General features: G+C 59.0%; 21 protein-coding genes. 10 read left to right on the plus strand and 11 right to left on the minus strand.

Going from position 1 to position 23,163, the window contains the following annotated elements; genetic code table 11:
• Window positions 1–27 precede the first annotated feature (27 nt).
• A complete protein-coding gene (locus KF767_11755) occupies window positions 28–1,233 on the plus strand; it encodes an MBL fold metallo-hydrolase (GenBank protein ID MBX3018558.1) in 1,206 nt (401 codons plus the stop codon).
• Here KF767_11755 and KF767_11760 read toward each other — a convergent pair.
• Window positions 1,230–1,925, minus strand: a complete 696-nt coding sequence (locus KF767_11760) for a response regulator transcription factor (protein MBX3018559.1) — start codon at window positions 1,923–1,925, stop codon at window positions 1,230–1,232. The genes KF767_11755 and KF767_11760 overlap by 4 nt on opposite strands.
• A gap of 225 nt (window positions 1,926–2,150) precedes the next feature.
• Here KF767_11760 and KF767_11765 point away from each other — a divergent pair, with 225 nt between their 5' ends.
• The 3 genes from KF767_11765 (at window position 2,151) to KF767_11775 (ending at window position 4,049) form a co-directional block, all read left to right on the plus strand.
• On the plus strand, window positions 2,151–2,660 hold the full coding sequence (locus tag KF767_11765; GenBank protein MBX3018560.1) for a hypothetical protein: 510 nt from the start codon (window positions 2,151–2,153) through the stop codon (window positions 2,658–2,660).
• Between the two features lie 109 nt (window positions 2,661–2,769).
• Window positions 2,770–3,516 (plus strand): ParA family protein, encoded by a 747-nt coding sequence (locus KF767_11770; protein MBX3018561.1) that lies wholly within the window; start codon window positions 2,770–2,772, stop codon window positions 3,514–3,516.
• On the plus strand, window positions 3,516–4,049 hold the full coding sequence (locus tag KF767_11775; protein ID MBX3018562.1) for a hypothetical protein: 534 nt from the start codon (window positions 3,516–3,518) through the stop codon (window positions 4,047–4,049). Before KF767_11770 ends, KF767_11775 begins: the two co-directional genes overlap by 1 nt.
• Here KF767_11775 and KF767_11780 read toward each other — a convergent pair.
• From KF767_11780 to KF767_11805, 6 genes are all read right to left on the minus strand, one after another.
• Window positions 4,046–4,579 carry a hypothetical protein gene (locus KF767_11780; protein MBX3018563.1) on the minus strand — a complete coding sequence of 178 codons (534 nt, stop codon included), beginning with the start codon at window positions 4,577–4,579 and terminating at the stop codon, window positions 4,046–4,048. The two genes, KF767_11775 and KF767_11780, sit on opposite strands and share 4 nt — an antisense overlap.
• 75 nt (window positions 4,580–4,654) lie before the next feature.
• Entirely contained in the window at window positions 4,655–4,972 is a 318-nt protein-coding gene (locus KF767_11785) for a hypothetical protein (protein MBX3018564.1), read from the minus strand.
• Between the two features lie 141 nt (window positions 4,973–5,113).
• Complete coding sequence (locus KF767_11790; protein MBX3018565.1) at window positions 5,114–6,433, minus strand: c-type cytochrome; 1,320 nt, start codon at window positions 6,431–6,433, stop codon at window positions 5,114–5,116.
• Between the two features lie 21 nt (window positions 6,434–6,454).
• Complete coding sequence (locus tag KF767_11795; protein MBX3018566.1) at window positions 6,455–6,790, minus strand: hypothetical protein; 336 nt, start codon at window positions 6,788–6,790, stop codon at window positions 6,455–6,457.
• Window positions 6,791–6,910: 120 nt separating this feature from the next.
• A complete protein-coding gene (locus tag KF767_11800) occupies window positions 6,911–7,222 on the minus strand; it encodes a hypothetical protein (protein MBX3018567.1) in 312 nt (103 codons plus the stop codon).
• An 86-nt stretch (window positions 7,223–7,308) separates the two neighbouring features.
• Window positions 7,309–8,616, minus strand: coding sequence for a hypothetical protein (locus tag KF767_11805; protein ID MBX3018568.1), 1,308 nt, complete (start codon window positions 8,614–8,616; stop codon window positions 7,309–7,311).
• Window positions 8,617–8,831: 215 nt separating this feature from the next.
• Here KF767_11805 and KF767_11810 point away from each other — a divergent pair, with 215 nt between their 5' ends.
• The 3 genes from KF767_11810 to KF767_11820 all read left to right on the plus strand — a co-directional run bounded on the left by KF767_11810 (window position 8,832) and on the right by KF767_11820 (window position 12,546).
• Window positions 8,832–9,326, plus strand: coding sequence for a sigma-70 family RNA polymerase sigma factor (locus tag KF767_11810; GenBank protein MBX3018569.1), 495 nt, complete (start codon window positions 8,832–8,834; stop codon window positions 9,324–9,326).
• A complete protein-coding gene (locus tag KF767_11815; GenBank protein MBX3018570.1) occupies window positions 9,323–11,509 on the plus strand; it encodes a von Willebrand factor type A domain-containing protein in 2,187 nt (728 codons plus the stop codon). The genes KF767_11810 and KF767_11815 overlap by 4 nt, the downstream gene beginning before the upstream one ends.
• A 269-nt stretch (window positions 11,510–11,778) precedes the next feature.
• Window positions 11,779–12,546, plus strand: a complete 768-nt coding sequence (locus tag KF767_11820; protein MBX3018571.1) for a hypothetical protein — start codon at window positions 11,779–11,781, stop codon at window positions 12,544–12,546.
• A gap of 61 nt (window positions 12,547–12,607) precedes the next feature.
• Here KF767_11820 and KF767_11825 read toward each other — a convergent pair whose 3' ends face one another.
• From KF767_11825 to KF767_11840, 4 genes are all read right to left on the minus strand, one after another.
• Window positions 12,608–13,249, minus strand: a complete 642-nt coding sequence (locus tag KF767_11825; protein MBX3018572.1) for a transposase — start codon at window positions 13,247–13,249, stop codon at window positions 12,608–12,610.
• A 143-nt stretch (window positions 13,250–13,392) separates the two neighbouring features.
• Entirely contained in the window at window positions 13,393–14,538 is a 1,146-nt protein-coding gene (locus KF767_11830) for a hypothetical protein (GenBank protein ID MBX3018573.1), read from the minus strand.
• 10 nt (window positions 14,539–14,548) lie between these two features.
• Entirely contained in the window at window positions 14,549–16,495 is a 1,947-nt protein-coding gene (locus tag KF767_11835) for a hypothetical protein (protein ID MBX3018574.1), read from the minus strand.
• Between the two features lie 71 nt (window positions 16,496–16,566).
• Window positions 16,567–18,339, minus strand: a complete 1,773-nt coding sequence (locus tag KF767_11840; protein MBX3018575.1) for a hypothetical protein — start codon at window positions 18,337–18,339, stop codon at window positions 16,567–16,569.
• A 252-nt stretch (window positions 18,340–18,591) separates the two neighbouring features.
• Between KF767_11840 and KF767_11845 the strand changes: the two genes are divergently transcribed.
• From KF767_11845 to KF767_11855, 3 genes are all read left to right on the plus strand, one after another.
• Window positions 18,592–19,290, plus strand: coding sequence for a response regulator (locus KF767_11845; GenBank protein ID MBX3018576.1), 699 nt, complete (start codon window positions 18,592–18,594; stop codon window positions 19,288–19,290).
• Window positions 19,291–19,294: 4 nt separating this feature from the next.
• Complete coding sequence (locus tag KF767_11850; protein ID MBX3018577.1) at window positions 19,295–21,688, plus strand: response regulator; 2,394 nt, start codon at window positions 19,295–19,297, stop codon at window positions 21,686–21,688.
• Window positions 21,689–21,825: 137 nt separating this feature from the next.
• Entirely contained in the window at window positions 21,826–23,094 is a 1,269-nt protein-coding gene (locus KF767_11855; protein MBX3018578.1) for a hypothetical protein, read from the plus strand.
• The last annotated feature ends 69 nt before the right edge of the window (window positions 23,095–23,163 follow it).

Here is a 23,163-nt window from a genome sequence, read left to right on the forward strand (position 1 = left end):
ATCGCGCGCGTTCTTCATGCAGGTTATGTGTTCGAACTGGCGGGCACGCGCGTGCTTTTCGATCCGCTCTTCGAGACTCCGTTTAGCCGAAATTGCCACGCCTTTCCCGACGTGCGTTTTGACGTCGCCCGTATCCGCGAAGAGCGTTTCGATGCGCTCTTGATCTCGCACTACCATGACGATCATCTGTCCCTCGAAAGTCTGGATTTGATCGCGCGCACGACGCCGATCTATCTGTACTCGGTGCACGAAGAGTTCTTTGCTCTTTTGCGTGAGATGGGTTTTCGCGAAGTTCACGCGCTGGATCTGAACATTCCGGTGAAAGTGGGGGAGATCGAAGTCATCCCGCGCCCGGCTCTCGACGCCGACACGGATTCGATTTTCGAAGTTCATGCGGACGGACGGCGTATTTTAAATGTGGTGGACTCTTGGATCACGGATTCCACCTTGGCCCGTTTACCGGGCCCCTGGGATCTGGTGTTATGGCCTTTCCAAACCCTGCGCGAGATCGAGGCGCTGTGCCCCGCCTTGCGTGAGCCCGCGACGGGTGAGGTGCCCAGTGAATGGCCTGCGCAGTGGCGGGTTTTGAATCCACGCGCGCTCGTACCGAGCTCGTGTCAGTTTCGTTTTCCGCCGGGCTCATGGTTGAATCATGAGTATTTTCCGATCACCTATGCGGGCTTCGCCCGGCAGGTCCGTGCGGTTTTACCCGAAGTACAGATCGTGCGGATGGAACCCGGTGAGGTTTGGGAATGGGACGCCGGGCAGATGCGGCGTTGCGGTCGACTTCCGTGGGTTGAGCTTTTGTCGAGTGAACTGGTCGAGTACGTTTACGATCCGGAGGGGATCCCCACTTCCATCGGTGAGATCGCGCGAAGCTTGGGGGCGCTCGATCCGTCGACGCGGACCTTGATTCGCCAGTGGGTGCGCGCGCAGAATTTCGCGCCCAACTTCAGCTGGCGTTTGATGATCTACGATGAGACCGGGACGGCCGAAGTTTTCAATTTTCCCGAAGGGGTTGAACCCGAGGTGCTGACCGAAATTCCCGCGCTCAAGCTTTGGGCGGCGCTAAAGACGGGCGAGTCTTTGACGTCCATCCATGCGCGCGTGACGCCAAGGGAGCTGCGTGAAGATTTCGACCCCTTGGAGGATCCTTTACTGCAAGCCCTCTATCGGGGGGACGTGGGATGTTATCAACGTGGACAGCTACGGCGTCTGCGGGGTGAGGACTAAAGCGAAAGATCGCGTCCGCGAGTCAGATTCGGGGCGGACAGACGGTAACCCGCGCCGACGACCGCCTCGATCGTGACGCCCGTGTCCTCGAGTTTTTTGCGTAAATTGGAAACGTGAACATCGACCGCGCGTTCGGTCACGGCAACGTGAGAGCCCCAGACGCGGTCCAAGATCTCGCCCCGCGCGAAGATCTTTTGCGGCGTGCGCGCCAGCAGGGTGAAAATCCGAAACTCCAAAGTCGTCAAATCCACGGGTTCGCGTTGGGGACCTTTGAACAGACGTTGTTCGTCCAAAGAGCAGGTCAGATTGCCCAGATGAAGGGTGCGTCGGCGCTGCTCGCGACGCAGTTTCGCTTCGACGCGCAGGCGCAGCTCTTGCGGATCGAAAGGTTTTTCGATGAAGTCCTCGGCGCCCAGGGCGAAGGCCGCCGCCTTCCATGAAAGATCCGTTTTCCCGGTCAGTAAAATCACCGAAACGTCTTCGAACTCCGAAGCGTGTCGGCTCATCAGATCGATGCCGGACCCATCCGGAAGCTCGATATCGAGCAGGATCAGGTGAAAGAATTCACCCGAAGTGAGGGCTTCTTCGGCTTCGCGCAGGCTGCGGGCGAAACGCAAATCGTGGCCACGAAGTGTGGCTTCGAGAATGGCGATGGTATCTAATCCGTCTTCGACGCAAAGAACGCGGCCCACGGACTCAAGCCTAACGGAGACCCCCGGTCTTGAAAAGAGCCGTCGCGAGGTTAGACCTTCGCCGAGGGAAGACGTCCTTTTTTTGGACGAAAAGGACGGACTCTCACGTGAATTTCACCCTTGCCGCAGGGGATTAAGAAATCCTGACGCCGCCATGATTTCGGGCAAATCAAGAAGGTCGATGAATGAGTATGGGCACATGTTGTCCATGTGAAAGGGGTCTTTATGATGATCGATATCCATCCCGAAGAGCATTTCCAAAAAGAGATGGAAGAGATGTCCGTGAAAGGATCGCGTCTGATGAAAGAGACGTACGCTCCACGCTTCCTGGTGGTCGAGGATGATGCCTCGATCCAGCCGGTCTGGGAGCGCATCATTCGGACGATCGATCCGCAGGCCATCATTCGCTGGTCACGCACCGGCGAGGGCGCGGAGTTTTTGATCGAACAACAAAGAAAACGTCACGGCGTCTTTGATTTCATCGTGGCGGACGTGATGCTGGCGGGAAAGATGACGGGCGTCGATTTGTGGCGCAAACATCCCGAGTCCGAGTCGCTGTTTCTGTTCGTGAGCGCGCTCAGTCCGAAAAAGTTCAACGAGATGGTCGGCAAAGATCGGGATCGTTTTCCGTTCCTCGTGAACAAACCCATCGATCCAATCGAATGTATCGAAAGCATTCGCGCCATGTTCGCCTATCGCCATGCGTTCCTCGGCAAAAACGGACGTCCTTCCTAAATCCCTAGACCTAGGTCCCGCCGAAGCCGTTTTGCTTTGGCGGGACCTGGACCCTTTTTTAGAATGGGGCCGGGTTAGATCGGACCATGTCCGGTCTCTCGAAGGGGGAATCTTGGCCATTGTTTCCGTGATCAATCAAAAGGGCGGCGTCGCCAAAACCACAACGTCTTTGAATGTCGCGGCGGGGTGGGCGAAGGAAGGCAAGAAAGTTCTTCTGGTCGATCTGGATCCGCAGTCTTCGGCGACCAAGGCGATCTTCGGCGATCGCGAATTCGAGAAAACGATCTACGACGTCATCGTCGCGGGAACTTCCATTCAAGACATCATCGTTCATTCGGAAAATTTCGGGATCGACGTGGCTCCGGCCGAAATTCTGCTTTCGGGGATCGACATTCAGTTGGCCGCGCACTTCGGCCGCGAAACCATCTTGCGCAAAAAGCTCGAGCCCATCGCGCGCAAGTACGATGCGGTCTTGATCGACTGCTCGCCCTCGTTGGGTTTGATGACGATCAATGCGCTGATGGCCTCGAAGGACATCATCATCCCGATCTGTCCCGAGTATTTTTCGCTGAAAGGGATCGAATTGATCCTCGATACTTTGGCCAATATCCGCACGGGTCTGGGTTATAAGGTCGGCGTGCGGGGCGTGGTGATCACGCGTTTCCGGGATCGTCGTGTCGCCCGCAACGTCATTCAAGAGGTTGAAGAGAAGTACGGTTTGAAAGTGTTCGAACACTACATCCCGGATTCGATCGCGGTGGAAGAAGCACATCACCGTCATCTGCCGGTCTTGGCGTACGCACCCCGTAATCCCGCCGCGAAGGCCTATACCGATCTGGCCCGGGAGATGTGGTAATGGCGAAAAGCAATCCGCTGTTCATCGATTCAACGCTTTTGCGTGGGGATATGATCGGAACCCAGATCGAGATCGGCGACGTATTGCTTTTCGACGGCGAGGCGCTTTACCTCGTGCTCTTGAATGAAAACAGCGAAGAGATCTGTCTACCCATGAGCCCGACGGGGGACACCTCGTACGAGGCTTTCGTTCGTTTGGTGCATCAGCGCCCGGTGCGGTTTTATTTCGGCATCGCGAAGGAAGGCGAACTGCTGTACCGCACGCACGACTACGAACGAATTGCGATGTACGCGTTGATCGAAGTCTGGGATCCGATTCCCGTTTACCAGCCGCTTCTAAGAAGCGCCGCTCCCGCCGCCGAAGAGCCCGTGCCCGAGGTGGCTCCCGCGGCGGCCGTGCAGCCCGCGGGCACCTTGAAAGAGGAAATCCCCCTCGCGAATCTGGACAACTCCCACGCGCGCTCCGCCCCGGTCCTCATGGCCGAAGAGCTCGGGAACATCACGCAGCTTCTGAATAAATGGGGTTTTTCTTAAGCGCTTCGCCGCAGGGGCGTCAGCTCCGTCGGCCACTGCGCGCCCGAGGGGCTTTCCCCGGCCAGCGCCATGAAACGCGGATCCCGGCGGACCAGTTGGCCGAGGTAAGTTCCGAACGCGGTTTGAAATTCTCCCGCGCCTTTTTCGTTGAAGACATGAAGCGAAGGCACGTCGGTGGCGTAGCGCAAGCGGTACAGGATCGCTCCGCAAAGGCGCTTCATTTCGGGCGTGACCGCACGACAGAGCGGCGCCCCGGCTTTCAAGTTCAGTTCGCCCTCGCGGTGCAGGAACGCCAGAAGCTCCAAAAGAAGCCGATCGGTCGGCAGCTCTTGAAGACCCGGAGTCTCCGCGAGGAAGCGATCGCTGAGGGCCAGAAGCTTCTCATCGTGTTCGAGGTACTGCTGGTGATTGAGCGGGGCGGGGGCGGTTGCGGAGGAAGCCCCGGCTCCGCGACGGAGGTAGCGCGCCAGGAAGAACCCGGCGGTCAATCCGCCTATCAGCAGTGAGAGGTTCAGTGCGAAACTTCCCATAAGTGACCCCGTTAGATTTCTCTTCGGTCGGGGATCCGCCTTCACTTAAGTGAAATTATGAATTGAGGTCGCGAATCAAGAGGCCCGTCGGACTTGATGGGGCAGCATTTGCGGGCGGATGAGGCCACGCTCGGTCATGTCCTCGATCAGCTCCAGGATGGTGATCCGCGCTTCGGGACGATCGGGAAGCCGCTCTTTGCCGTCGCGTTCAAGGTCCGCCATCAGTAGCCTTGCGCCGTTGAAGCTCAGAACTTCGCAGATTCTGAGTCGGATTGAGACACAATCCGTGCCCGAAAGGGCGCTCAGCAGCTGCGTATTTGAAACCCCGCGCAGGATGGTCAGCAGATCTTGATCGTCGAAGTAGAGAAGGCGTTCAAAATCACGGTCCGTCATGGCCCCAGCATAGACCGCTGCGGGCGGGAATACCCGCGCGATATGCGGAGCCGCTCAACTTGAGATCACGGCTGACTGAAAGTCGGACGAAGCATCGGAGAATTTGCGTTTTTCTCGCTCCACGCGTAGGGCGCTCCCCACTTATTGCGGGAGCCCCCGCGCGATCCAGTCGGTCAACGCCGAGACCTCACTCGGCGTCAGCGGATCCAGCCCGCTCTGCCGGGGCGGCATACGTTTGTCGGGTCGTTCCGTGACCGCTTCGACGATCTCGCTGCGCGAAGGGCGGCGGCGATCGAAAAGCCATCCTTGTCGGGTCATGGCCGTATAGTCGTCAAAGCGAATGTTGCTCGCCATGCCGCCGGGGGCGTGACACATCAGACACTTCGGCGCGAAGACGTTCGCCTTTAACGACGCGTAAGTCGGCGCGAGCGGAATCGGGGCGGGCGTAGGGGCCGGCGTCGGCGTGGGCGCGGGAGTCGTCGTGAACTCCGGACCACCGGCGCGCACCCAGGTCAGCACATAGGTTTTCAGATCGGGCGGAAGCGTCGCTCCCATGGGCATCATGTCGGAGTCGATGGCGAAGTCGATCAGCGCGAGGGATTGTTTGGTACTGTTGTAAGTCTCGAGACTGACGCCGCCCGCACTGCGTCCGCCGCCATGGCAGTTCATGCAGTAAGGCGCGAAGACCGCCGCGCGCACGCTCGCGTAATCGGGAATATTCCCGGTGGGCGGCGGCGGGACCGGCGTCGGCACCGGAGTGGGGGCGGGCGTGGGGGCGGGCGTGGGGGCGGGGCCGGGACCGGGACCGGGCGTGGCGGGAGTGCCTTCTGGCCCTCCGGCGGCGATCCACTTCAGCACGAGATCTTTTTCGGGGGCGGGAAGCGGTCCCGCGAGCGGCATCTGGTCGGTTTCAATCACGAAGGCGATCAGATCCAGTTTCGCGAACGCGGTGGCGTAAGTTTCCAGATTCACGCCGGCCGTGGAGCGTGTGGCGTTGTGACAGCGCAGGCAGTGCGGTTCGAAAACTCGGACGCGCACATTCGCGTAGCTGAGTTCAGTCACCGGCGATGTCGGTGTCGGCGCGGGCGTGGGATCAACAGGTGGCGGAAGGTGGGGATCAAGCGGGGTTTCGGCCTCGGGTGCGCCCGCCGCGATCCACGCGAGCAGATAATCGCGAAGCTCCGGCGGGAAATCCCCGCGCGGGGGCATGGCGCCCGAACGCACGACCGCGGCGATGCGGTCCCGGTGCGTGAAGGAATTCGCGTAGGACTCCAGATTCACGCCGCCGCTTTGTCCGTGGCACTGCACGCAGTAAGGGGTCAACACCTGGGTTTGTACGCGCGAATAAGAGACGAGGCCCAGCGCGTCTTGCGTGTCCGCTCCGGCGGGGCCTTTACGTAGATTTTCGTTACAGCCAAACAGAAAGAGCGCGCTCAATGAGATTAAAATAAGTTTCATCATAGAGGCGCCCTTCCTTTCGGTTTACTGACAGATGACTTCTTTTTTGATGCGGGTTCCGCCCTTCGAGGCGTGATCCACCATCCGGCAGGTGGAGGTGAACACTTGATCCGCGGTGCGGAGTTCGACCGCGGTCGTCGTCCGCGCCGTATCGATCGTGACTTTCACTTCGGTCAGTCGCTCGGCATCGTTCATGTTGAGCTTGCCGATCGCGTGCTCGGAGCTTTCGGCCATGAACCAGGCTTGGCTTCCGCGCAGAAGATCGACGTCGTCATCGTCTCCACCTTTCGCGAAGACGGTGGTCGATGCTAGAAACGCGAAGGCCAACGCCAGGGTCGCCATTTTCAATGAGATATCCATACTGCTTCTCCTTGTTATTGGGGGGTTATTGGAATTCGCCGTGTCCGGTCCGGCGGAGTTCGTTGAGTCGGTTCAAAATCGTGGTGATGTCGTTTGCGCGGGCGCCTTCGACCGCGCTGGTCAGCTCGTCCGAGAGGACGACTCCCGTCTGGATGAGCTCTTCGTATCTCGCGCGGGCGGGACCCTGCTGATCCGGGGGAGCGTCTCGACCAGTGCGGGAAACTGCGCCTTCGCCGCGATGAAAGCGGCCTTCAAGTTTTGGATGTGCGCGAGCGTTTCGGCTTTCAGCGCGGGATCTTTCGACTTGGTGAAGATCTGGCGGAACTCGCCGCCGATGCTTTGCATGGACTCTTTGAGTCCCGCATGGGCTTGGCTGGTGACGAAAGTGGTGGTGAAAAGAAGCGCGGTCAGGATGAGCGTGCGTTTGAACATAAGGAACCTCCGAGGCCCAAGATGCGCCGTCGTCGGGTCACTGACCACTTGGAACCGCCCCCGAATTTGAGGCGATTTGATGCGATTTACTCGCGGCCGGGGCTCCCTGGGAGGGGCTTTCGGGGGGTGAGGTCCGCCCCGCAGCTCGCGTAGACCGCCTGAATGCGGGGCGCGAGGATACGCAGGAGCTCGAACTCGGATTTGAGCTTTTCGGTGGGGCGCCGCTCGGGAATGCCCGCGGCTCGTTTCACCGTCTTCATGCTTCCGGCCTCAAGATCGAAAACGTGCGAGTAGTATCCGTCCTGGTGGCGGGTGAGTCGGCCATCTTTGCCGACGATGTAGCTTTCGCCCGCGATGTCCAGCGAGCGTCCCTGACAGCGCACTTGGCGGCGGGCGGACTCGAAACTTCCCACCAGGTTTTCGATCAGCATGCAGGAAAGGCGCGACTCGATGGCGCGGTTTTCATCCGCCAGCGCGGCGGTGAATTCGGTGGGCGAGTCGATGGCCTGCGCGAGCTGTTTGCGGAAGACGGGGGTCAGCTGCACGTCCGTTTTCCCCAAACAGTCGGCGTAGTCGGTTTCCGCGTCCCCCGCGCGTCCCCGGCACGAATCGCGACCGAAGACGTAGGCGGTCGCGGGGACGAACAGAAAAGAGGTCGCGGCCGCCGCGCCCCCGCCGATCAAAACGCCGGCGCGCGTGAAGGTCAAGGCGAGCGTCGCGCGGTTGGCGACGATGGAACGAACGACGGTGAAATCCCAGGTCCACGAGGCCGCGCTCGCGGCCCCCAGCGCGATGAGTTTCACCGGCATTTCGCCGCTTCCCGTTTCCGCCATCTGGCGGAAAGAGTAGTCGCGCGCGAAACGTCTTTCCGCGCCCTCGAAATATTTGGCGTCGACGTCGCGACAGTTCGCTTTTTCGAAGCAGGATTTCAGATCGCGCAGCTCGGCCGCAAGACCCGCGCAGGTTTTCTGCTCATGGGCGGTGAGCGGGTATGCCATCGGGATGCGTTTGTCCCGTTCGGGCAGCGCGCGACATACGGTCCGCAGTCCACCCAACCCTTGGGCGCCGGCCTCTTTCGTCAAAAGGGTCACGACTTCTTTTTCACGTGTGTTGAGGGGGCGGTCCATGCGCGAGTAAGGTGACGTGCGGCTTTCGACGAAGGCTTCGCCCTCCGTGGGGATGACAAGGCTTGCGTGTCCGTCGAGGTGATAAAGAAAACGTTCGCGTGTTCCGGAAATGATGAAGGACTCCTCACCACGTGCGGAGGGAATCGAAACGAGGTTGCGACTTACGCAAGGCGACCGGGTCGAGGACATCTCGAATGGAGCGGGCGCCTTCGCGGTCATCGCGAGGACGGGGAGCGGCAAAAGAAAAAGCGTCAATCCCAGGCGCATAGGTCATTAGAGCATGTCTCAAAGCGGGAACTCAACCGGGCCGGGGTCCGGTTGAAACCTCGCGGCGAAGTGCTTGATTTATCAAGGGAAGGCGACAAGGCTCAAAAAAATTTAGAGAAAATCGGGGGTCCCCCCTAAGAAACGACGGGCTCGTTCGTATTCCCTACGAGATCGCAAGTCGTCAGACACGTACCGCCATCGGTACGGGAGGTCCGGTGAACGCAAAAGAAGAATGGCTCAGGACTTTGGTGGTCCAGCACGAAGGGGCGCTGCTACGTTACGCGCGTCGATTCGTGCCGGAGGCTGAGGCCCGTGAGGTCGTGCAAGAGACTTATCTGCGTCTTTGGAGTGAAGACGTCGAGAAGGTCCAGGGGCATGAGGCCGAGTGGCTCTTCTGCGTTTGCCGCAACCAATGTCTCGACCGGCGAAAAGCGGAGGCGAAGGTGAAACAGTCCGCAGTGGACCCCTTGAAGATCGCAAGTTTGGAGCCGACGGCGGAGGAACGTCTGGAGGAACGCGAGCGCGAAACGCGCGTCGAGTCCCTTCTGGGCGATCTTCCCCCGAATCAGCAGGAAGTGATCCGACTGAAGTTTCAAGAGGGTTTCAGCTACAAAGAGATTTCGCGCATCACGGGACACTCGGTGTCCAACGTGGGGGTTCTGATCCACGAAGCGATGAAGCGCCTTCGCCATGAGGGAGGTTTGCAATGATCGACGATTTCAACGATCCCCTAATCACGGCCTACGCTCTGGGAGAGCTCGATGGCCAGGAGGCTGAAGCCATGAAAGATCGCATCGAAAAAGATCCCGTTCTGAAAAAGCATGTGGAAGACATCCAAGCAACCGCGCGTGTTCTGGAAACCGAGCTCGGTGCTGAGGAAAAGCCCCGCCTCGCGGTGAGCGAACGTGAAAGTATCTTCGCGGGCGTGGCGAATCGGCCCGCGCGTCGTGGATTTCTGTGGATGATCAGCGGCGGCGTGCTCGCGGCGGCGGCGGCCTCGGTGATCGCGTTCACCGTTTTGGTTCCGCGTGCGACGATGGAAGATCAACTCGCGGATCTGGCGAAGCTTCCGCCCGCGGCGACCGAGATCGCCCGTGTGGAAACGCCTCCGCCCCCGCCGCGCGAGATTCCCGGAACGCGTGAGGCGAAGCCATCGCTCAGTAAAGACAAGAGTTCCGCGGGGCCCGTCTCGGAAGAGGCCGACGCGATGGCCGCATACGCCTTCGACGAGTCGGTGAGTGAAAGCGCGGCCGTCGAGGAAAGTCTCGCGGAGGGACTCAATAGTGCCGCTCCGGCGGAGGCTCGCGGACGCCGTATGGAAGTGGCTCAGGGAAATCAGGCGCAGCCGAAGAAAATGATGGCGCCGACCTCGGGCTCGGCCATCGGCGGTGGTACGGCCGGACTCGGTAAGGGCGGCTTCGGCGGCGCCGGGATGTATATGGCGCAGATGGATGTCGACGCGAGCATGAACACGGAGGCCTACAAGTTCTTCGAGGACAACAAATTCAAGGCGGTTGCTCAAGACTCGCTGTCGACCTTCTCGACGGACGTGGATACGGCGTCTTACGCGAATATGCGCCGCTATCTGATCGGCGGGAACCTCCCGCCCAAGGATGCGGTCCGCACGGAAGAGCTCATCAACTATTTCAACTACAGCTATCCGCAACCGACGGACGGAAAACCCTTCTCGGTGACGACCGAAGTTGCGGCGGCGCCGTGGAATTCGAAACACCAACTGGTGCGGATCGGGTTGAAAGGTTTGGTTCTGCCCCAGGCCGAACGTAAAGGCTCGAATCTGGTGTTCCTGCTCGACGTTTCGGGTTCGATGAACGACGCGAACAAACTTCCGCTGGTGCAGAAGTCGATGAAACTTCTGGTCGAGAATTTGAACGCGAAAGACCGCGTCTCGATCGTGGTGTACGCGGGGGCGACGGGTGTCGTCTTGTCTTCGACGGCGGTCTCTGAGAAATCGAAAATCATGGCGGCCATCGATGAGCTGCAAGCGGGCGGTGGCACCGATGGAGCCTCGGGCATCGAACTCGCCTACAAAGAGGCGGCGAAGCACTTCATCAAGGGTGGGAACAACCGCGTGATCCTGGCGACCGATGGTGATTTCAATATCGGCCATACGAGCGAAGGCGAACTCACGCGCCTCATTCAAGAAAAAGCGAAGTCGGGCGTGTTCTTGAGCGTTCTCGGTTTCGGTATGGGGAACTACAAAGACAGCACCATGCAGGCGCTCGCGAACAAAGGGAACGGCAACCACGCGTACATCGACTCTTTGCGCGAGGCGAAGAAGGTTTTGGTTGAGCAGGCGGGGGGCACTCTGCACACGATCGCAAAGGATGTGAAGATCCAGGTCGAGTTCAACCCCAAGTTCGTGCAGCAGTACCGTTTGATCGGCTACGAAAAACGTATGCTGGCTCACCAGGACTTCAACGACGACAAGAAGGACGCGGGCGAAATCGGCGAAGGCCACACCGTGACCGCGCTCTACGAAGTGATCCCGGTGGGCGTCGCGGCGGCGGCGACGGGCTCGGTCGATGCTCTGAAATACCAAGCGCCGAAACTGGAAGCGACGACGGCCAGTGCTGCGGCGGCTGAGATGATGACGGTCAAGCTCCGCTACAAAAAGCCCGACGGCGACAAGAGTCAGCTCATCGAAAAAACGGTCCCGCACGAGACCCGTTCTTTCGAGTCGGCCTCTTCGGACATGAAGTTCGCGGCTTCGGTGGCGGGCTTCGCGATGATCCTGCGCGACTCGGAGTTCAAGGGCGACCTGAAGCTCTCACGCGTGCAAGAGATCGCGGGCGCAAACACCGGCGGCGACGACTACCGCAAAGAGTTCGTCGAACTCATCAAAAAGGCGCGCACTCTCGACTCGAAAAAGTAATCCAAATCCGAACCCCTCCCGAAGCCACTCTCGCCCCCTCGAGAGTGGCTTTTTCATTTGTTCCACGGCACCGACTCCGAGAACTGTCTCATTATGTAACACCAAGCCCTTCGTCCGGCGCTCCCGGTGCGGTTCCGGGGGTAGCATCTACTTTCCAGAAGGTAGCAGCTACCTTCTGGAAAGTAGATGCTACCTTTTCCCCTCGGAAACTCAGGCGCAGCGAGGGATTTGCCGATAAAATAGAATAAATACTCTGGATGGGGTGAGGTATGGGCGCACCGAAAATCAAAGAGACTCGTGAGGACGTGCTCACGACGAAGTCCGAAAAGGCGGGGGCGCATGGATTCTTCGAGAGTTTGCTCCGTCGCTTTCGCGGTCTGAGTTTCGCGCTTTTGCTGACTCCGCTAACGGTTGTGTGCGTCTCGTGCATCGGCGTTTCGATGGCGCCCGGCTTGTGGCTGTTTAGTCGCGTGAACGCGGCGACCGCGGAGTGGGCCGAGCCGCTTCACTTCTTGGCGCTCGGACTTGCGCTCGCGACGGGTTACTTGATGTACGGCTTCACGCTGATGGTCGTGGTGCCGCTCGTGAATTTCCTGATGCCATTTCGGGTGAAGCCCTTTCGCGGCCCGTACTATTCGCTCCCGGCGATCCCGTGGTACATTCACAACGCGCTCACCTACATGGTGCGCTTCACGTTCTTGGAGTTCGTGACGCCGACTCCGCTGAATGTTCTTTTCTACCGCATGATGGGCATGAAGATCGGCAAGGGCGTGGTGATCAACACGACGGCGATCTCCGATCCGTGCATGATCGAACTCGGCGATTACGTCACCATCGGCGGCAGCGCCACGATCTTCGGCCACTACGGCCAAAAAGGCTACCTCGTTATCGCCCCGGTCAAAATCGAAAAGGGCGCCAATATCGGCCTCAAAGCGAGCGTCATGGGCGGCTGCGAAGTCGGCGAAAACACCAACATCAAACCCCACGCGGCTCTCCTCCCCAAAACCAAAGTCCCCGCCAACGAAAACTTCGGGTGACCTGGGGGTACCACGTACCGCGAGCGGTACGTGGTACCGCACGCGGAGCATGCTATTGATCTCAGCAGAGATTGAAGTTCAATTCGTGGGGTTGATTCGTGTTTTTGGATTTACGGAGACGAAAGTCAGAATGTCGGAGCGCATTCTTGATGTCGATGGCGTGCCGGTTCTCAATAGGGCGATTCAACCAACGGAGCGTTTCGCTGATATCTCCATCAAAAAGTAAGGTGTCGTCGGCGACGGGAAAAGGTAAGTGGTGTTTTCCCAGTTTTCGGCCGAGTGTTGAATACTCGTAGTCTTCAACGAGTTCGCTCAGTCCCACAGCGAGGGGATTTCGATACACGTATTTATAGACGTTCATGTAATGCGAATAAGTGGATATTCGTGATCGAAAGACTCTTCCCCCGTAAATGTGGTTGATACGTTTCCCCTCCTTTCCGATCGCCTTGCTTGCTTCTCTCATAAAGTAGTTCATTGCTGCGCTCAGATTGGCTTCCGGAAAGCTCGCGAGCATATGGAAATGATTGTTCATCAGTACGAAAGAATGAATTTTGACATTCATTGCTGTGGCGATGAGGTGAAGGTAGCTGCTCTTGATGTCCCACGCGACGGAGATCGGAACTTCGAAAACCTCGCGGTTATTTGATCTGGAGCAGATGTGATAAGGGCTGGTCGGATCGCATTCAAAATGAGCTCTCGGCATACGAGAGTACACTGTGCAGCTAAGAGGCCCGAACGAACTCTGCTTTAATCAAATAAGAAGTGTGAGAGAGTCCGATCCCCGGAAATGGTACCATCTACCGCGTGCGGTAGATGGTACCGCATGCGGTACGTGGTACCCGAGCCCTAATTATGGACGGCGTGGCAGCGGGCGCCGGCGCCGCCGGAAGCGCGGATCGTGGTGGCTTGCTGGAGCTTGGTGAGCTCGGAATCGAAATCGATGCGCTTGCGGAAGAGCCAGGTCGCGAGCGAGCGGCGGATCGGCGTGCGGTTCGCCAGGTTCTTCGGATCTTTCAGGATCTCCTGGAGGTTCAGCACCATGGTGCGGACGTGACCGCGGATCGAGGCCGCTTTCAGCGTCGCCACCGAGAAGAGCAGCGAGAAGTTGATGATGCCCGTCACGAGTTGTGAGACCTCGGTGCGGCCCACGCCGCCGAGCATGCCGTCGACGATGCCGACGTAATCCACGATCACGAAGAACGACGCCACCGCGAGAAAGCCGTAAGTCCCGGCGGTCACCCACTGGGCCGCGCGGCGGTCGTTGACCGTCTTCACGGAGTTGTCGATCGCGATCTCTTTCATCATGTCGCGCGAGTTCTGCGCGATCAACCCGCCGTCACCGTCGGCCGTGGTGTGCGCATCGGCCGCAAGCTGCTGCAGCTTCGCGATCACCTGCTGAGTCGCTTGATCGCGGTAAAGTTTCTCGAAAGGAGCGTACACGCGCTGTCCGAAAGCGTCGCGCGGGCGGCTCGCGAAGGAGCGCACGTCGATCCCCATCTCTTGGATGATCTTTTTGAAGATCGAGCGGTTCGGGATCTGCCGCGAATTCGGATCGACCGGGTCCGCGCCGTAGTGACGCAGCAAAGTGATGAAACTCTGGTAGATCTTGCCTTCCAGGTTGGAGGTATGGCCGATCTTCTCTTCCGGTTTGATCCGCTGGTCCTGCAAAATCAAAGTGTAGAGGTCGATCGCCGAAGCCAACCGGTTCACGGCCTCGATCGCCGACTGCTCTGAGATCGACATCTTCACGATACGGTCCAGAGTCTCGAGATCGCCCAGCATGGCATCGATGTTATCCAAAGAGTAGCTGACCGTGCGCGTCCGATCGGCGAGATCGGTGAACTCGCGGGAAAACGCGCGGGCATCGGAGCCAAGGTCATGCGCCGTGACGGCTTGCGCGGGCGTGCGCTCCATCGCCGCCATCGAATAGCTTGGCGCGAGACTTGAGATCAGGAGGCTGGCCGCTAAGAAAATCTGTGAGAAGTGTTTCATGGCGTCCTCGTTAGAAAATCACGAATTGTTTGTCTTTGAGCCACTTGAGCCAACTGCGCTTCGTATCTTCGGTCTTGAATTTGACCACGATCGCTTCGCTGAAAAGCTCTTCTTTGGAGTTCTCGTCACCGCAAGCGACTTCACCGCTCGAACAGGTGGATTCGTAGAAGGGGAACTCACGTTGAGCGGCCTTCACTTCGAGTTCGTAGTCGGTGTTCGGTGACAGCTCGACTCCCAGGTAGTGATAGAGTCCACCGAAGATAAACTGCATCGGACCCGAAGGACGATACAGACGGTCCATACCGCCGCGACCACCCAGCGAGATCAGCATCTCGTTGTCGAAAACGTCGGTCCGGTCCGTCGAGAATTTATTCGGCAAAGTCACCGGGAACCGGCGGCCCATGCCGTCGATCTTGAAAAGCGTCATGCGGAATTGGGTCGACACCCAGAAAGCTTCCGAACCACCGGCTTCGGTCTGACCGATTTTTTCACCGGCCTCGTTCGTTTCACCGTCGGTGATGGCGGGGGCGTCGAAGCGGCGCGAGTTCATCGACTGGTCCAGGCGCAGGCCACGAGCCTGATCCAGAAGCTTCAGCGATTTCGGGCGGCCCTTGTCGTCCAGACCGATGATCGCTTTTTGGTCGTCAGGAAGGGCGAAGGGATTCGGCGCTTTCCGTTTGATGCGACCTTTGGTGTCGACGTGGATCACGAAATTCTTCTCGCCCAAGTCGCAAGCCAATGAGGTCGGCGCGACGCGGATACCGTATTCGTTCCAGCCGTTCTCGATGCGGGCACCGGCCGTGACCGACGACGAGGGGCTCGAGTTCAAGCCCACGATGACCGATTCCTTTTCACCGGGGAGCAGATCGAATTTATTCGGCAGAAGCTCCAGGTATTTCGGATTCGCGGGTGTCCAGTCGGGATCGTGACTGAAATTCACCTTCACGTTGACCTTCTGGTCCGCGCAGCGACGGTTCGCCGACACGGTGGCCGGGTAGGTCCGCCAAGTTCCACGTTGCGCCATGCAGGGGCCTACCACGGAGGGCAGATCGCGCCAACGCGTTTCGTAATCGGTACGGACGTAAACCTTCTTGGTGCGCACGCAGCGGCGATCTTGGGCCAGACCACGCGAAACCAAAATCATTTCTTCAATCAAAGAGGAGTTGTTGCCGCGCTGTTGGCGCAGGCGCTCGTAGTTTTCCCGCGAACGATCGCGGATCTCATCCGAGGAGGTGCCCTTCAGCTTGTCGCGCGGGGGCTCGCGGCGCGGTTCTTCGCGACGGGGCTCCTCACGACGGGGTGTGTAGGTGGAGCCGCCGTTGTCGCGCTCACGGTAAGTGGGCGTCGAGGGAACGGGGTCGTTGCGACGCTCGGGGATGGTCTCCCATTCGGCGCATTCGTTTTTGTAGACTTCAACGGGAACTTGATATTTTTGCCGGCGGGTCATGGCGCAGGTCGTTTGGTAATTTTCTGCGGGACCGCCAAAGTCGCCTTGGATTTGCACATAGGTCCAAGACTCACTCATGGGCATTTGGAAAACATCGGTCCAAGAGATATCTTGTTTCAGCACCTCTTGGGCTTTGGTGCGTTTTTTCAGATCATCCATGGAAGAATTCAGAAGCTGATCGGCTTTGTCTTTTTTATTTTGATCCAGAGGCATCGGCAGACGGGGGCGTTGCACCGCGCGGACACCGCCGCAGCTCGTGCCGGTCAAATTCGCCCGGTAGTCCTGGCCGGAGGGCAGATAGCTGCCGCAGGCACCCATGGTGCGCTCGCTGGCTTGGGGCTGTTCGATGGCGGGGCGAACCCGGCGATCTTGTTCGGTCACGACGACGTGACTGCACTCGATGTCTCCGCCGCTGCACTGACGTCGTAGACTGGTGTCGACGAAGATCTGCGCGAATGCGGAAACGGAAGTCAGACTCGCAAGGAGGAAGGTGCAGAACAGGCGCGACATACGAAAGAACTCCCAAAGATGAGTCAAAAGTCGCGGCCCCGGAAACCGGGGCCGAGAGGAAGAATCAGGACTTATTTGAACAGATCGTCTTCTTGCGACTGTTGTTCTTCGGCGTCGACTCCCGCGGCGCGAGCGGCGGCGACGAGCTGACGGATGTTTTCGGCTTGTTGCGATTTCGCGGCTTCAACCATTTGGTACTGGTTCAAGAGGCCGAGGAAGATCCCGCTGATATCCGAACCGGGTTGACCGCGGGGGGCGCTGGCTTTGTAAGTCACGCCGAGCGGAATGCAGTTCGCTTTGTGGGTCGCATCCGACAGGGTGAAGTCCATCTGGCAGATCCGTTTCAGCGAGTCCGACTTGAGTTCCGAAGTCGCTTGGAAACGTTGGTTGTGGTAAGCCTGCAGGGCCGCGCGGTCGTTCTGGAGCAGCATGAGTTCTTCGCGCGCATCGGCGAGAACCATACGCATGACGGCCAGCATGACTTCCGCGGTGGGCTGACGACCGGTCAAGAACGTGATCGCCGAGTTCGCACGCACCAGGAATCCGGTGTCCGCCGAAGAGTACTCGAGCTTCTTGTCAGCCTGGCTCATGATTTCCTCACGACCCGCGAATTGGGAAGAGACCCAGTCATTCGAGCTCTGACCGGCGCGCACGATTTTATCGAAGTACGAAGCGTTTTCTTCCAAAGCGGGGCGTTGGTTCGCCGCGCGTTTCGCCGCCGCATCTTTCGAGAAGATGGGCGTTACTTTTTCATCGTACATCTGCACGAAGTTCCGCGCGCTTTCGAACGCCTTCATCACTTCCGCGCGTTGGATCGCCGGTTGCGGCTCGATCATGGTCAGGTATTCCGAAAGGGGGCGGAAGGATTCGGTGAACTTCTCGATGTTCGCGATCGACTTCTTGTACTGAGTCGTACGCAGGGCACCCATCGGGATCCCGTACTTACGGCGCAGGTACGAGCGGCGATAGAACGAGTCTTGGATCAACTGGAAGCCTTGGATTTTCGCTTGGCGGTCGTTCTCGTCACGGAAACGGAAGGCTTCTTCAGTTCCGTAGTCCTCCACGAAGCCGCGGATGTCGTTGCGCAGACGCTCGATGTAGCGCACTTGCAGGCGCGTAGTCGATCCGTCAAGCGAAAGCAGCTCTTGCATTTCGTCGGTCTTCGCGCGGATTTCATCCGCGGTCATGATCTGCAGACCTTGCAGATTGGGGGTCAGCGAGTTTTCGCTGATTGTGATGCGTTGGTTGAGCTTCGTCACGATGAACGGAAACTTCAGTCCGTTCATGTCGCGCATCAGGTTATCGCGCAAAACCGCGAAACGTTGCGAGACGGGCGCCATATTGATGTTACCGGCGGAGCCGATCTCGGTGCGCATTTCGCCGATCGAAACCGACGTTTGCGAGGGCAGAGTCTCGCGGGTCACGAGCGTCAAAGAGTCGAGTTCGGCGGTGAAGTTTTGTTCCGCTTGGCGGATTTGGTTGATCAATTTCAAGTAGTCTTCAAGCGCCACGGTGCCCATCGACGCCGCTTGGCTCATTTCGTTGAAACGGCGGGCGAGGTCGATCAAACCTTTCGTTCCCGACAGCAGACGCGCGTTGATCTCGTTCAAGTATTCGCGATCGATCTTCTGCATATCCTTCAGGTGACCGATGGCTTGTTCAAAAACCTTGGTGTTGTCCTGTTGGATGTTTTTGATGTCGTATTGACCCGCGCTCAAAAAGCCGGTGGTACCACCGTTCACGCCGCCGATGACGGAGACGCCGACGGGGGGAGTTTGCGAGTAAGCGGTCACTGATGTCATGCCGACGATGAAAGACATCCCGGTCAAAAATGCGCGTTTCATGAAGGAGCCTCCTGAAAGGTCTCGGGCTATGGTTTTTAAAACAAATAAATCGTTCGACGTGGCTTAGTGCGAGGCCAAGGCCACCATTTTGAGACGCCGGGAAGCGTATATTCGATCCGGCGTCTCAAGAAGGGGGGTGATTCTTCAGATCGGGCCCAAGACAGCGTTCGCGCGTCGACGGCTGTCGGAAATCTGGACAGGCTTGGACCTTGGTCCATCAGATTGGACCCGATTTTTCCGATATCTATAGATATGATCCGCATCATCATGGTCGACGATAACCAATTGAGTCTGAAGCGCGGCGAGGCCCTGCTCGCGCCGCTGGGTTATGAGGTCCTGAGTTTCACGGGCGCGGAAGAAGCGCTCCAAACGATGGTGAATCATCCGGTCACGCTCGCGTTGATTGATCTGGCGATGCCGATCCACTCGGGTTTCGATTTGATGAAGGCGATGCGCGATCGCAACATCAATACGCGCATCATCGTCGTCTCGGGTAAAAACCGTGACGAAGATGTGAAAAAGGCGCTGAGCCTGGGCGCGCAAGACTACATCATGAAACCTTTCGACGACGACTTCTTCGTCGCGAAGGTCAATCTCGCCTTGGAACTTGAAAAAGCCGAACGTGGCGGCGCCGCATTCGCGGAAGCGGTCACGGATCAGCCAAGTCAACTCAGCTTCGGGGTTCCGCAGCTTGCGGTTTCGGAGGTTGGTTTTTCGTTCGAAACGCCGTTCCCGCTCCCGCGCGGGATGAAACTCGACTTCAAATCCGCGGCGCTCAATGAGATGAAGCTCAGCGATCGCCCGTTTCGGGTCGCGGCCTCGCAAAAAGTCGAACGCGGTGGCGAAACTCATTTTCGTAACTTCGTGAGCTTCGTGGGGCTGACGCCCCATCAGCTGACGGAGGTTCGGTTGTGGGTGCGCGCCCAGCAAATCAAAATGAAAAAGGCTTAAGACGATGACCACGGCACCGAGCACTCATGGCGAGCGGGGCTTTGGGGTCGGACTGGGGATCCTGGTCCTGATCTGCCTCGTCTCATTCGTGCAGATCTCGCGTTATTCCGCGCGCACCGAAGCTCGTCAGAAATCCGAAGCGCTGAGCGCCGGCTTCCAACAACTGGAAGTCCGTCTGCGCGAAGCCGAAGCCCAACACGCGGGTTTTCTGGCGTCGGGCGAGGAAAGCTTCGTGCACGGCTACAATCAGTCCCTGCAAAGTTTCGAGCACGCGGCGAAAGAGCTGCGCGCTCGTATTCAAGGGCCCACGGTTTCGGCCGTCACCTCGCTTTTTCAAGCGACCCAGGCCCGCATCAAGACCATGAACGAGGCGATGCAGATGCGCGCCGAAGGGCGAATCTCGGAAAGCCGTAAATTGAGCGGCGGTCCCGAAGCCGTGCAAACGCTGATCATCCTCGAGACCCGTTTCCGGGACGTGGAGCGCGCCATTTCGGCCGAGGCGCGCGCCGACGATTCAAGTTTCGTCGGTTCGGCCCACGCACTGCAAGTGCTCATCATCTGCGGCACCTTGTTGGGACTGGCTTTGGTTCTTTGGAACCGCCGTCAGAACGTCAGGCAGCGCGAAAACCTGCGCGAAATTTCGCGGATCCTCGAAGAGGGACGTCTGGAGCTTCTGCGCGCCAATGAAGAGGCCCGCGCGTCCGCGCAGGCTAAATCCGATTTCCTCGCGAACATCAGTCATGAAGTCCGCACCCCCATGAACGCGATTTCGGGTTTGAGTCAGATTCTGCAGCGCTCGGGGTTGACCGACGAGCAGGATAAGCTCGTGGATGGGATCTTGAAATCCACCCAGGGTCTTCTCGACGTGATCAATCCCGTTCTCGACATCTCGAAGATCGAACACGAAGGCGTGACCTTGGACCCGCAAGAGGGCGTCGATCTGCGCCGCGTGATCGAAGAGGCCGCGGCCACCATGCTCGGCCAGGCCGAGCTGAAGGGTTTGAAACTTCATCTCCAACTTCCGGCCGAGACCGGGCATTTCCGTATGGACGGATCGCGTCTGCGGCAGGTGCTTTTGAACCTGATCGGGAACGCCATCAAATTCACGGACGTGGGTTCGGTGCAGGTCGCGCTGCAAATCCTCGCGGATCGCGAAACTGAAAAGGCCCTGCGTTTCAGCATTACCGACACGGGCATCGGCATTCCCGAAAGCGCCCGCGAGCGTCTATTTCAAAGTTTCATGCAGACGGACAACTCCATTTCACGTCGCTACGGCGGCACGGGTCTGGGACTTGCCATCTCGAAATCCATCGTGAAAGCGATGAAGGGGACGATCGGTTTTGACAGCGTGGAAGGGCAGGGGACGACGTTCTGGTTCGAACTCGCGCTGCCGGTCAGTCACGCGGCCATTCCCGCGCGTGCGCGTAAATCCGACGTCACGACGACGAAATTCCACGGCCGCGCGTTGATCATCGAGGACAATCCGATGAATCAGTTCGTGCTTGGGAATTTTTTGAAAGAGCTCGGTGTGGACAGCTTCGCCTGCGCGAGCGGTCCCGATGCGATCGCCCACCTGGAGCGGGACTTCGCCTTCGACCTTTTCATCATCGACGTGCAGATGCCCGTCATGGACGGCTTTCAGGTGACCGCGAAACTTCGCGCGGATCCTCGTTTCATGGATCAACCCATCGTCGCTTGCACCGCCCACGCCATCGCGGGTTACCGCGACAAGTGCCTGGCCGCGGGCATGAACGATTACCTCGTGAAACCCATCGAAATGGAAAAACTCGCCGAGATCTTGGCGCGCCACCTTTCACCCGACGAAGAGTACTTCATGAAGGCGCCGGCGGTTCCGGATGTCGTGGCCCAAGCGCTCGCGCCGATCCCTCCGCCCGTTGCGGCCAAACCGACCGCGCCGCCTCCCTCGTCAGCCCCCAAGCCGACGGCGGCCCCCCGCCCTGCGGAGCTGCCCGTCGTCACGCCTGCGGACGCGCCGGTCGTCACGCCTGCGGTCGTACCGGTCGCGACACTTCCACCGACTCCCGCGGCGGAGCTCCCGAAACTCAATGAAAAACGTTGGGCGAAACTTCAGAGCGGCCCCGAGGGCCGCGAGATGGTGCAGATCTTCGTCTCGACGACGCCCGACATCTGCCAGAAACTCGTGGATGCTTTGAATAGCGGCGACTGGACCGCGGCCGAAGAGCATGCGCATTTCCTAAAGTCGAGCGCGTCGGCCATGGCCTTTGACCGCTGGACCGATCAGCTGTCGCGGATCGAAGATGCCTGCAACGAAAAACGGGGCGAGGACGCGAAACAACTCTGGCGCAAAGCCGAGAACGAATACCGCGATCTTTTCGCATGGCTCGTGCGCGAGTTCGGTTTCCAAAAACCCGCGTAAACCCGACGCCTGTCGAACAAATTGCCAGCGTCTAAGTCCGCCCACACCGCCCAAAAGCCCTCTGTTTATTATGGGCGGAATGCCGCTTGCTCAATTCCTGAGGTATGAGCCGCAACCTTGTCCGACTGATTTTCGCAATGATCCTGACTCTGCCGATGCTGGCCCGGGCGGAGCGCCCCTTCGCGCAGCTCGTGAACACGGTCCGTCAGTGGCTGATCTGGGAGAACCGCTACAACCCCATGCAGACCCGCAGCCTTGTCCCCGTGACGCTGGACTCGGCGCTGGTGCCGCGGGACTTCGTCGAGACGCGCTTTTTGGAAAGCTTTCCGGAGCAGATCCGTAAATCCATGCTCGTCGAAGTCGCGGGTAAATCCTATTACCGCTGGATCTTTCATCCCGATGATCGCCAGTACCGCGATCAAGTCTTGAACCAGATCCGTCAGGCCACGGGCCAAGAGGCCGTCGTCGAGCGGCACTTCATTGGCTACCGAACCGCTTCGCGGTCGGTGGTCGTGCACGACCCCGTCACCGGCGCGGCCTTTTCGCTGAAGACGAGCACCAACCGCGCGAACGGGGAATGGGCCGACAAGGCGCAGCCCGTCCGTTACGCCGAATCCGCGATCATCGCCAATGAGCACGTCATGGCCACCGAAGCCGAGCTCGGCCGCTTCGATCACCTGATCGTCATGCGCGAGCGGGGCGCCGTCATGATGGGCTCGATCGACCAGGCGCAGATCTTCCGCGATCTGGGAAGCATGGGGGAAGGAAAGTCCCTGCATCTGCCGATGTTCTCGATCCTCAGCCAAAAAGTGATGGGCGAAATCATGCAGGCCAATAACCTGAACGTCGAACAGGTCATCGAACGCGTCGGTGAGATGTGGGGCCGGGCCCAAGCCGAGTTCGTCTTGAAAACCGGCATCAGCGTGTCCTCGGCGCATTCGCAGAACTTTTTGATCGAACTCGACCTCAACAAGAAATTCACGGGGCGGATCGTGTTCCGTGACTTTGCGGACTCGCACCTCATGCGCGAGTTCGTGCGCGGGCCCATCGCGGACCGCATGCTTCGCCACTGGGAATCCTTGCGCGACAAAGCGAACGGCATTTTTAAACGGAGCCTGACCGCGTCCTTCATGCCCTATCACGGCCTGGACATCGAAGCGAATCCGCTCACGGATCGGATCTTCGCCGGCACCGAAAAGGGTTTCAAGGCCGAGATGATCCGCGCGCTGGGGCCTTGGGGTTACCAGCAATGGCAGCTGCGCGTGGACCAAAGACCGCAGACGGGCTCCGCGATGTATCTGCTGAATCCCGTGGAGGGAATCGGGCTCAACGTCGACGACGTCGCCCGGCGCATGCGTCACGGCTATTCGGCCTTCAGCTGCCGCCGCGTTCATTCGGGCCGCTAAAGAATTTCCAGAACGTAAAATCCCTCGGCCCGTAGTTCGTACTTCACTTCGCGCTCCATGAACGCGAAG

The organism is Pseudobdellovibrionaceae bacterium, assembly GCA_019637875.1.
GTDB lineage: Bacteria > Bdellovibrionota > Bdellovibrionia > Bdellovibrionales > Bdellovibrionaceae > JAHBUW01.

Coding starts and splice junctions, on each gene's coding strand:
- KF767_11790 (MBX3018565.1), bottom strand. CDS start 6,433: ATGATGAAACTTATTTTAATCTCATTGAGCGCGCTCTTTCTGTTTGGC.
- KF767_11820 (MBX3018571.1), top strand. CDS start 11,779: ATGGGCGCACCGAAAATCAAAGAGACTCGTGAGGACGTGCTCACGACG.
- KF767_11835 (MBX3018574.1), bottom strand. CDS start 16,495: ATGTCGCGCCTGTTCTGCACCTTCCTCCTTGCGAGTCTGACTTCCGTT.
- KF767_11830 (MBX3018573.1), bottom strand. CDS start 14,538: ATGAAACACTTCTCACAGATTTTCTTAGCGGCCAGCCTCCTGATCTCA.
- KF767_11780 (MBX3018563.1), bottom strand. CDS start 4,579: ATGGGAAGTTTCGCACTGAACCTCTCACTGCTGATAGGCGGATTGACC.
- KF767_11795 (MBX3018566.1), bottom strand. CDS start 6,790: ATGGATATCTCATTGAAAATGGCGACCCTGGCGTTGGCCTTCGCGTTT.
- KF767_11850 (MBX3018577.1), top strand. CDS start 19,295: ATGACCACGGCACCGAGCACTCATGGCGAGCGGGGCTTTGGGGTCGGA.
- KF767_11805 (MBX3018568.1), bottom strand. CDS start 8,616: ATGCGCCTGGGATTGACGCTTTTTCTTTTGCCGCTCCCCGTCCTCGCG.
- KF767_11855 (MBX3018578.1), top strand. CDS start 21,826: ATGATCCTGACTCTGCCGATGCTGGCCCGGGCGGAGCGCCCCTTCGCG.
- KF767_11825 (MBX3018572.1), bottom strand. CDS start 13,249: ATGCCGAGAGCTCATTTTGAATGCGATCCGACCAGCCCTTATCACATC.
- KF767_11845 (MBX3018576.1), top strand. CDS start 18,592: ATGATCCGCATCATCATGGTCGACGATAACCAATTGAGTCTGAAGCGC.
- KF767_11840 (MBX3018575.1), bottom strand. CDS start 18,339: ATGAAACGCGCATTTTTGACCGGGATGTCTTTCATCGTCGGCATGACA.
- KF767_11785 (MBX3018564.1), bottom strand. CDS start 4,972: ATGACGGACCGTGATTTTGAACGCCTTCTCTACTTCGACGATCAAGAT.
- KF767_11765 (MBX3018560.1), top strand. CDS start 2,151: ATGATGATCGATATCCATCCCGAAGAGCATTTCCAAAAAGAGATGGAA.
- KF767_11775 (MBX3018562.1), top strand. CDS start 3,516: ATGGCGAAAAGCAATCCGCTGTTCATCGATTCAACGCTTTTGCGTGGG.
- KF767_11815 (MBX3018570.1), top strand. CDS start 9,323: ATGATCGACGATTTCAACGATCCCCTAATCACGGCCTACGCTCTGGGA.
- KF767_11800 (MBX3018567.1), bottom strand. CDS start 7,222: ATGTTCAAACGCACGCTCATCCTGACCGCGCTTCTTTTCACCACCACT.